The organism is Actinomadura logoneensis (assembly GCF_003428695.1).
GTDB classification, from domain to species: Bacteria; Actinomycetota; Actinomycetes; order Streptosporangiales; family Streptosporangiaceae; genus Spirillospora; species Spirillospora logoneensis.
Map to the genome: position 1 here is coordinate 1 of NZ_QURH01000416.1, position 804 is coordinate 804.

The window sequence follows — 804 nt, forward strand, 5'->3', positions numbered from 1 at the left end:
GCGACATCGACGTGCGCACCGGAGTGCCCCGGCGCGCAGGACCCCGCCCCCGCGGACGGCCGGACCACCGCCCCCGGCGCCGGCCGCGACGGAAACCCGTCCGGCGGTCCGGACGCCGTGACCCCCGGGGGACGCGGCGGCAGGCCGTCCGGCGGTCCGGACGTCGCGGCGTCCGGGGCGTGCCCGGCGGGTCCGGACGGGGAGCTGGACACGCGGGCGCTGCGGCGGATGTTCGGCGCGTTCGCGACCGGCGTCACCGTCCTGACCTGCGGCGGCCCCAAGCCGCACGGGATGACCGCGAACGCGTTCAGCTCGGTGTCGCTCGACCCGCCGCTCGTCCTGGCGTGCGTGGACCGCGCCGCCGTGATGCACGGGTCGCTGCTCGACACCGAGTACTTCGGCATCTCGGTGCTCGCCGCCGACCAGGAGGCGGTGGCGCGGCACTTCGCCGACCGCCTCCGCCCGCTCGGCCCGGCCCAGTTCGACTCGGTCGACTGGGCCCCGGGCGAGCGCACCGGCGTGCCGCTCATCGCGGGCGCGCTGGCGGCGTTCGAGTGCCGCCGGTGGCGCGGCTACGACGGCGGCGACCACACCATCTTCGTCGGACGGCTGCTGTCGGCGAGCCGCCGCGACGCCGAGCCGCCGGCCCCGCGCGACGCCCTGGTGTTCCACGACGGCCGGTTCCGCGAGCTGCGGCCCGAACCGACGCAGGTGCCGCTGTGACCGGCCGCGGGTGGAGCACCCCGGTGCCCGTGCCCCGGCCGCGCTCCGCCGGGACGGGACGGGTGCCGCCCGGCCCGCCCC

The 804-nt window shown here is 79.2% G+C and carries 1 protein-coding gene; it reads left to right on the forward strand.

Features of this window, described 5'->3' with window-relative positions:
• Positions 1–723 (forward strand): flavin reductase family protein (locus tag DZF91_RS23040; protein WP_235834490.1); only part of this gene is annotated, 723 nt, incomplete at its 5' end.
• Positions 724–804: the final 81 nt, after the last annotated feature.